Raw genomic sequence first — 8,297 nt, forward strand, 5'->3', positions numbered from 1 at the left:
AACACCGGGTGTTTCCGGTATGCCGATCAACGGGCAGACGAACGTTCATACCGATTATTTCGGTAACGCCATTGTGCCGTACGTTCGTCCGTATCACAGCAATTCGATCTCACTCAACACAGTGGATGCCAGCGATACTTCCGCGGCCATTGATAACATCGCCAAAACCGTGGTGCCGACCAAAGGGGCGGTAGTACGCGTGAAGTACAACACCTGGATTGGACAAAAGGCGATGATGACGCTGACCTACAACGGTAAACCGGTGCCGTTTGGCGCAGTAGTAACACAAACCAGCGGCGAGTCGGATGACACGCGCAGCAGTATTGTTGGCGACGGCGGGGAAGTGTATCTCGTCGGGCTCGCCGAGAAAGGGCGGTTAATTGTTAAGTGGGGGGAGGCGGCGAACAAGCAGTGCGCCGTTGATTACACACTTGCCGGCGCAAAAACAGAGGCCGATATTTTATTCATCAACGGGGTTTGCCATCCCGTATCGGGAGCAAATTAATGTCACGCTTCATTTTTCTCCGTTCCGGCCTTAAATCGCTCATCGGCCCGGGAATGGTATTCATGCTGAGCGTGTCGCCGGCAATGGCGTACACCGATCGCAATGATATTGAGTTCCATGTCACCGGAAACATTATTGATGGCTCATGTAACGTCACCAAACCGGAGGCAGTCGACCTCGGGAAATATTACTGGAAAGACTTTGCTGTAGCGGGGGGGAACACAGGAAATGTGCCAGTGACCATCGCGTTTGACAGCTGCACCGCAGGGTTAAGCCAGGCAACGGTTACCTTTACAGGCGCACCTTACGCTGAAGATCCGGCTTATGCTTCTGTCATTTACGCCAATCAGGTAGCGGCAGATGCAGGCGGCGCGACCGATGTCGGCCTTCAGTTGTTTATCCGTGACCACGAACATCCCATCAGCGGTGTCGCGCTGGCCAACGGCGTGAGCTACCCGGTTGCGCTCGAAAACCAAACCGGCGCGATGACTTTTACTGCCCGAATGTATACCCCACATGGGACCCCAACACCGGGTGCATTCAGCAGTGCGATTACATTGAATGTTGTTTATAACTGAGCTTAAGTGAGCAGACTAATTTCATGTCAAAATATTTATATTATCTGGTGTTATTGCTGGGGACAGTCCCACTATTAAGTCATGCAGCCTGTAACCGGGATAACGGCGATGATGTTACCGTTACGACGATCCCATTACCCTCGAAACTGTTGGTCAGTGCGAAAAATTATACCTTTGGCGAAGTGTTATACGATTCTGGATATATCAGCGGGACGGATGGGGATGTCACGATTAAAAACTGTAGCAGGGATTATTACGTAGGATTTCATTATAACCCGACTCATTTAGCGTCGGCGTCGCCGGTGGGAGATAATATCTACCCGACCACGATACCGGGTATCGGCATTAAGACCTACACGCTTAACCAGGCCGGTCCGTATGATTATGAACGTGCGGTTGATAACTCATGGCAGTCCGGCGATGGCGAGAGCAGCCATACGCTGGCGGGCTCGGCCTATCGTGTGCAGTTGATTGCGACGGGGGGTACAATCCCGAGCGGTAATCTGGCCCTTGAGAGCGGCAAACTGGCGACGGTGGAATTTCGTGAAGGGCAGAGCAGTTCGGATAACGGTGATAATGCGTCAGAAGTCTATTTGTCAAATACGCAGATAGAAGTCTATGCGATGGGATGCTCAGCATCCGTTTCTTCCCTGCTGTTTAATATGGGCGATGTGGATACCTCTGCGTTTGATAATCTTAAGATGGTGGAAGGACCCGAACAGGATGTTGGTCTGAGCTGTCAGCCAGGCACCAACGTGACCTTGACCATCAACGGGCCGCTTGCCGAGGGCGACAACGATGATGGTTCAGTGATTGCTTTAGACCAGTCTGAATCGGGTACGACGGCGACCGGTGTGGGGGTCGTGATATCAGCCTATCAACCGGCGCTACGCAGTTTTACCTACTGGGCCATTGGTCAGGAGGTACAAGCTTTTAATTCCAGTCGTGTAAAAGCCGCATCACAAGGCAGTGGGCTGGCTGCCGATGGTACCGCGCTTGCTGATATCGGCTCCGCAACCACCTATAGCGATCCGGCAAATACAGGCGGGGCCGGAGAGTCTGAAACCTTACGTTTTAAAGCGTGGTATTACAAAACCAGTGACGTTGTCACGCCAGGGCAAGCAAATGCCACCGGGACAATCACACTTAAATATAATTGATACCTTTGATCATGACAGGGGGTAGCGCTGCGGTTTATTTTTGTACACCTCTGCGCTACCGTTATGTGTTTCTGTCGTGTACATTTCCTCTGCGACCCTATTTATTCGGTGGAACTGACAATGATTACTAAACGGTCTGAGCCACGCTTTTCAGTCATTCTGTTAATTTTTGTGTGCCTTGTAGGATTATATTCTTTTAACGGTCACCTTAAGCCTCACGCCGGACAAAAAGGGGTTGCATGTATTTCTTACAAGCGGATCCTGCGTGAATCACCGTTACTGGCACAGGAAAAAAAGCAGAACGAAATACTTCTCGCATTAGCTAAAAAATCCGCGCTTGAAGTTGAGAAAAAATATTATGCTCTGCCAGAACCCTTGCGCCGTGAAATGAAAGCGATCGATGATATGAGTAAAAACACGCAACTGCGGGCAGAGCAGGGTCGCCTGCGGCATATAAGCCAGCGAGTCATATCTGATACCGTTGAAAAATACAGAATAGATCATCACTATTCGGTCGTTTTCAATAAAGATAGCGCCTCTACAGTGGATTATGGTCACGACATCAGTAATGAAATCATTAATGAATTACAGCATGTAAAAGTGGTGTACGGGCCGCGCCCTAATTTTGAAGATGCGACCCGGGAGCTTTTGCTCGCTCAACCTGTTTCCGCAGGATGAGTGATTTTACGCAGTCGGCTCGCGCTGACGATGACCGCTACGGCAGAAGCCGCCGCAGCGATCCACAGTGCAGCATGAATTGCTCTCTCATTTGTCGCCAGCAGTACGCCCACAGCGGCGGCCCCCAGACACTGCCCGAACGTGCGCATAATGGATAACACACCGGATGCATAGCTCGCATAGTCACGACTAACGTTTGAGAGCATTTCCCGGTTATTGGGACTCTGAAAGCAGCCAAATCCCATCCCGCAAACCAGGTTTCGCAGGCAGATATCCCACATCGAAGGGCTGGCGGGTAACGTTGCCAGCAGAATCAAACCGACGACAAAAATCATCAGCCCCAGGGTTGAAATCACCGGGGCTGAAATCGTGTCCGCCCACCGGCCTGCATGCGGCGCAATCAGCACGATCCCGAGCGGCCACGGCGTAAATAGCAGGGCAGAAATCACCGGACTGTAGCCGTATTCGCTCTGAAACAGGAAGGGTAGCGCAATAAAGGTGATACCCTGGCTGACAAAAGCAATCATCGACGTTAGGGCCGCGAGGGTAAAACGTTCATTTTTGAATATGGCTGGCGGCAGTAAGGGGTTATCCGTGCGGCGGATCTGCCAGATAAAAGCCATGCCGCTCAGCGCAGCGAGAACCGTCCAGCAAAGACTACCTGTGTGATAAGTAGCATCATGGAGGCTGTTCGCCGCCACGATCGTCGAACCCAACAGCAGCGCCGACAATATGGCGCCCAGGGTGTCAAAGGGCGCTTGCTTTCGAACCGCATCCCGCGGCAGCGCTTTGACCGCCAGCAGCAAGGCGAGGGTGCCGGGAAGAACGTTTATCGCAAAAAGCCATTGCCAGCTCAGGGTGTGAAGGATCGTACCGCCCAATACCGGGCCGATAGCGGAGCTGGAGGCGATGAGCAGGGCGTGCAAACCCAGAATGCGGCCAAGCAATCGTCCGGGAAATACGGACCGCAGTATCGCGGGAGCAATACTCAGCGTCGCTGCGCCGCCGATCCCCTGAAGCACGCGCATACCGATAAGCACTTCGGGCGTTTTCGCCAGCGCGCAACCCAGCGATGTCAGGGTAAAGGTCGTCAGGCCTGCCAGAAATACGGGGCGATAACCCAGGCGGGCCGCAAGCGCCGCGAATATCGCCAGCGTCATTGCAGCCGCCAGCAGATACCCGTTGGCGAACCAGACGGCATAACTGGCTGGCACCTGCATCTCCTGAGCCATGGAGGGCAGGGCAATGTTGATCATGGTGCCATCAAACACGCCCATTAACGTGGTGGTCATTATCGCGGCCATCACCCGTGCGCGCGTCGGGCCAGGCAGTCCATCGTCCCCGGGTTGGCTGGAAAAAAGCATCATCTTGTTGTCCTTAGAGAAGAGTGTGTGGATGACAAAACTATAAAGATGGCTTTTGCAGGGCGGAAGGCGCACCATTTACACTTTATCGTTGCATGAAACGCCTTATCTGAATATGCAGGGAGGAAGGAGATGTCAGAACCCGATTTTAATTTACTGATAGCACTCGACATATTGCTGAGCGAAGCGAGCGTGGCAGGCGCGGCACGTCGTCTGAACCTCAGCACCTCGGCAATGAGCCGGACATTAAGCAGGTTACGCGACGTCACTGGCGATCCGATTCTGGTGCGCGCCGGACGTAACATGGTACTGACCCCGTGGGCCGAAGCGACCCGGGACCGTGCCAGGCGTGCAGTGCACGAGGCCAGGGCGGTATTACAGCCCTCAACTGAAACGTTCAGCGCGCGAAGCCTGGCGCGACTTTTTACCATCAGGGCAAACGATGGTTTTGTGGTGGCGTTTGGGCCTGCGCTTATAGCGGCTGTGGCCGACGCCGCGCCGGACGTCTGTATACGCTTTGCGCCTAAGCCGGAAAAAACGTCGCGCTATCTTCGGGAAGGGCTGGTTGATCTGGAGATTGGCGTCCAGAGTAATATGGGGCCTGAAATACGGCTGCAACGACTGTTTGAGGATCGGTTTGTGGGCGTCGTGCGTAAGGGGCACCCGCTGACTAATCAGGCAGAAATAGGGGTGAAGGATTATGTCGCCTGGGGCCATGTGGTAGCGTCACCCGAGGGTGCACTGCACGGATCCGTTGACGATGCGCTGGCCGAACTCGGAACAAAACGTAAAATCGCGAGCGTCGTACCGGGATTTCCGACGGCGCTGTCCGTGGCGGTGGCATCGGATCTTATCGCCATGATACCCGCTCTCTATTTACTCAATCAGCAGGTAACGGACCAGGTACAGGTTTTCGAGCTGCCGTTCAAAAGCCGTCTAATTACGGTATCACAGATGTGGCACCCAAGAATGGAACGCGATCCCGCGCACCGCTGGCTGAGAGAGCAAATTCTTGCGATATGCAGAGTGAAGAAGTCAGACATGATTAAGGGACCTGTATAGCGATTGCTATACGCGCCGCTTATGCTATGCTTGTAAAGCAATTGCTATACAAGAGGTATACCCATGAAATCAGATGTTCAACTCAATCTTAGAGCCAAAGAATCCCAGCGGGCGCTTATCGATGCCGCCGCAGAGATCCTCCATAAATCACGTACTGACTTCATTCTGGAGATGGCCTGTCAGGCAGCCGAAAATGTGATCCTCGATCGGCGTGTATTCAATTTTAACGATGAACAGTATGCAGAGTTCATTGATATGCTTGATGCCCCGGTCGCCGACGATCCTGCCATAGAAAAACTGCTGGCAAGGAAACCTCAGTGGGACGTGTAACCCCCCCAGAGCCCTTATCCAGCGTCCATCAACTGGCGGAGTTCGTCAGTGGAGAGGCCGTACTTGACGAATGGTTAAAACAAAGAGGTCTGAAAAACCAGGCGCTTGGCGCAGCCCGAACGTTTGTCGTTTGTAAAACGGGCACAAAGCAGGTCGCGGGATTTTACTCTCTGGCTACCGGCAGCGTTAACCATACGGAAGCGACAGGTCATTTGCGGCGTAACATGCCGGATCCCATTCCCGTGATTATTCTTGCCCGTCTGGCTGTCGATGTCTCAATACGCGGAAATGGGTTGGGAGCCGATTTACTCCAGGATGCGGTTTTACGCTGTTATCGGGTAGCAGAGAATATTGGGGTGCGGGCGATCATGGTTCATGCACTCACTGAGGACGCCAAAGCGTTTTATATCCACCATGGTTTTAAAGCATCGCAGACTCAGGAACGGACACTGTTTCTCAGGCTTCCTCAGTAGCGGCGGGATTTTATGGAATGAATGTTCAGCCCGCCTGGCTGATAAAGCAGCAAGGAACCGATCTTTTAAATAAGGATATCGAGCGAATCAAACGTCACCAGGCGACGGGGGAATCGCAGGAAAAGGTTCTGAAGGATCTGGCCGGTTATTTTCTGTCGGTAGCCTGGATCACCGGCGGGATGGTCATCATCACCTTGGTTACCGCGATCTTTGGCAGCGCAAGCCATGTTATCTCCTGTATGATTGCCGTCGTCTTTTTGCTAATTGTTCTGCTTCTGGTGATGCCGGTCAGACTTGGCTATAAATCATGGAAGCTGATGAGAACACAGTTCAGCGACTCCGGTCATCACGGGTAAGGAGTTCCAGTACCACCTTCGCGCTCACCCCCCATCCCATAACCTTCATCGTCAGTTTGCCCGGAGACATGGTTTCCACCTTGCGGTAATAGTCTCCGGGAAGATAACGGAAAAGACGCCAGGCATCAGCTTTACCAGTCATACCAAACACCCCATAAACGCTGGCTGCAAGCGTGGTTACATTAAAGATCCCCAGGCCAACATTTAGGCAACCGACTGATTCATCGGTAAGTTCCTGAAAGAGAGGAACTCATGAACTAAAGAATAAACCCACCGTATTTAACTTATGTTTTACGAAAGCTTAGTTCATAATGCATCTGGCGTATATCTCATTGTTTTAGAATATCTTTTTATGAATAGGATGAGTTCATATCAAAAGGACTTCATGAACTAAGAAGAAATGCGCCTTCTATGTATGTTATCTGAGAGCTTACTCTTCGTCAGTTCAGGAATGTCTTCCCAACGCTCGTGTAGAAATAACACTCGGTATGAGAAAAGTGGGCAAGGATTCGGGTTAGGATCTGTAGAGAAGACCGATTATTGCAGGAGGGTTATGAAAGCGAAGGTTTGTTGCGTCTGGTAGCATGGCTGCATCAGTCATCCCGTTGAAGATAAGGGCTTGAAAGGTGATAGATGACCGTACAGGCGGTTTAACAGAAAAGTTAAAAAAGCCCTGTTAAACAGGGCAGTGTTTCAATGAGGGAAAACAAACAGGGGGTAATAATTAGGGCAGCTATGCTTAGCGCATGGTCAGGCCGCCATCAACCGAAATTGACTGGCCTGTAACGTAGGACGATGCATCACTGGATAACCAGAGCACGGCATCGGCAATTTCTTCCGGATTACCATGGCGCTGCAACGGAACGGCTTTCACCATGCCTTCCAGGGCTTCTTTCTGGCCTGATGCGACCATAGCATCGACCATTGGCGTCCAGATAAGTCCCGGACAAACTGCATTCACCCGGATGTTCCGGCCTGCATATTCAAGAGCTGCACTCTTGGTCAGGCCCAGCACACCGTGCTTCGCGGCGTGGTAGTTCGCACGTTCTGCACCGCCCACAATTCCGCCGATAGAAGAACAGTTTACGATGACACCACTTTCCTGCTTGCGCATCTGCTGAAGTTCATACTTCATACATCCCCAGACGCCCCGGAGGTTCACGGCATTAACGCGGTCGAAGTCCTCCACGGTAGCGTCCGCGATTTCGACAAGTTTATTCTGTACACCGGCATTATTAAATGCGATATCCAGACGACCGTAAGTAGAAACAGTGAATTGAACCATCGCTTCAACTTCATCAAGATTTGCCGCATTACAGGTAAATGATTTAGCTTCGAAGCCACGGGAAATCAGATCGTTTGCGGCCTTATCTACCAGTTCAGAATTAATATCCGCTAACACGACGGCTGCCCCCGCTTCTGCATAAGCACGAGCAGTTGCAAATCCAATACCGGACGCGGCACCGGTGACCAGCGCGACTTTATTTTTCAGTGAAATATTCATAATTTTCTCCTCTTAATATTTTGCCCGCAGAAGGTCCCTTAGCGTAATTTCGGACTTTCTGCTGCTTATTCACATACACCTACGTGAGGATATGATTAAAGGTTTTTGCTAAAGAACTCTGCCAGCTTATTCAGGGCAGGGTTAACAAACTGCGGCTTGTCATATAAATCAAAATGTGATGCACCAGGAATAATAACCAGCTCCTTCGGTTCTTTCGCATTGTCATAAGCCTGCTGGCTGAATTTTCGTGTTTCAGCTTTTTCACCGGCAATTAGCAGCACGGGACG

12 protein-coding genes are annotated in these 8,297 nt (G+C 51.7%); 8 read left to right on the plus strand and 4 right to left on the minus strand.

Features of this window, described 5'->3' with window-relative positions:
• From HP459_RS19045 to HP459_RS19060, 4 genes are all read left to right on the plus strand, one after another.
• Nucleotides 1–505: FimD/PapC C-terminal domain-containing protein (locus tag HP459_RS19045; protein WP_171936646.1), on the plus strand; the 505-nt coding region annotated here is incomplete at its 5' end.
• Nucleotides 505–1,083, plus strand: coding sequence for a fimbrial protein (locus HP459_RS19050; RefSeq protein ID WP_063849052.1), 579 nt, complete (start codon nucleotides 505–507; stop codon nucleotides 1,081–1,083). The genes HP459_RS19045 and HP459_RS19050, both read left to right, overlap by 1 nt.
• A 23-nt stretch (nucleotides 1,084–1,106) precedes the next feature.
• Complete coding sequence (locus tag HP459_RS19055; protein WP_023300132.1) at nucleotides 1,107–2,243, plus strand: type 1 fimbrial protein; 1,137 nt, start codon at nucleotides 1,107–1,109, stop codon at nucleotides 2,241–2,243.
• 120 nt (nucleotides 2,244–2,363) lie between these two features.
• A complete protein-coding gene (locus tag HP459_RS19060) occupies nucleotides 2,364–2,921 on the plus strand; it encodes an OmpH family outer membrane protein (RefSeq protein ID WP_045622668.1) in 558 nt (185 codons plus the stop codon).
• Here the strand turns inward: HP459_RS19060 and HP459_RS19065 are convergent.
• On the minus strand, nucleotides 2,900–4,288 hold the full coding sequence (locus HP459_RS19065) for an MFS transporter (protein ID WP_171936647.1): 1,389 nt from the start codon (nucleotides 4,286–4,288) through the stop codon (nucleotides 2,900–2,902). The genes HP459_RS19060 and HP459_RS19065 overlap by 22 nt on opposite strands.
• A gap of 129 nt (nucleotides 4,289–4,417) precedes the next feature.
• Here HP459_RS19065 and HP459_RS19070 point away from each other — a divergent pair, with 129 nt between their 5' ends.
• The 4 genes from HP459_RS19070 to HP459_RS19085 all read left to right on the plus strand — a co-directional run bounded on the left by HP459_RS19070 (nucleotide 4,418) and on the right by HP459_RS19085 (nucleotide 6,506).
• Nucleotides 4,418–5,347, plus strand: coding sequence for a LysR family transcriptional regulator (locus tag HP459_RS19070; protein ID WP_171936648.1), 930 nt, complete (start codon nucleotides 4,418–4,420; stop codon nucleotides 5,345–5,347).
• A gap of 63 nt (nucleotides 5,348–5,410) precedes the next feature.
• Nucleotides 5,411–5,677, plus strand: coding sequence for a DUF1778 domain-containing protein (locus tag HP459_RS19075; protein ID WP_003857131.1), 267 nt, complete (start codon nucleotides 5,411–5,413; stop codon nucleotides 5,675–5,677).
• The gene (locus HP459_RS19080) at nucleotides 5,665–6,150 is read left to right on the plus strand and encodes a GNAT family N-acetyltransferase (protein WP_171936649.1); all 486 of its coding nucleotides are present in this window, start codon (nucleotides 5,665–5,667) and stop codon (nucleotides 6,148–6,150) included. Before HP459_RS19075 ends, HP459_RS19080 begins: the two co-directional genes overlap by 13 nt.
• Nucleotides 6,151–6,167: 17 nt before the next feature.
• Nucleotides 6,168–6,506: a hypothetical protein gene (locus HP459_RS19085; RefSeq protein WP_171936650.1), complete on the plus strand. Its 339-nt coding sequence runs from the start codon at nucleotides 6,168–6,170 to the stop codon at nucleotides 6,504–6,506.
• Here the strand turns inward: HP459_RS19085 and HP459_RS19090 are convergent.
• The 3 genes from HP459_RS19090 to HP459_RS19100 form a co-directional block, all read right to left on the minus strand.
• On the minus strand, nucleotides 6,481–6,702 hold the full coding sequence (locus HP459_RS19090) for a DUF4225 domain-containing protein (RefSeq protein WP_276524936.1): 222 nt from the start codon (nucleotides 6,700–6,702) through the stop codon (nucleotides 6,481–6,483). The two genes, HP459_RS19085 and HP459_RS19090, sit on opposite strands and share 26 nt — an antisense overlap.
• Before the next feature lie 543 nt (nucleotides 6,703–7,245).
• On the minus strand, nucleotides 7,246–8,010 hold the full coding sequence (locus HP459_RS19095; RefSeq protein ID WP_023300126.1) for an SDR family NAD(P)-dependent oxidoreductase: 765 nt from the start codon (nucleotides 8,008–8,010) through the stop codon (nucleotides 7,246–7,248).
• A gap of 95 nt (nucleotides 8,011–8,105) precedes the next feature.
• The coding region (locus HP459_RS19100; protein ID WP_171936651.1) for an alpha/beta hydrolase at nucleotides 8,106–8,297 on the minus strand (192 nt) is incomplete at its 5' end.

Source organism: Enterobacter sp. CM29 (genome assembly GCF_013179605.1).
Classification (GTDB): domain Bacteria; phylum Pseudomonadota; class Gammaproteobacteria; order Enterobacterales; family Enterobacteriaceae; genus Enterobacter; species Enterobacter intestinihominis.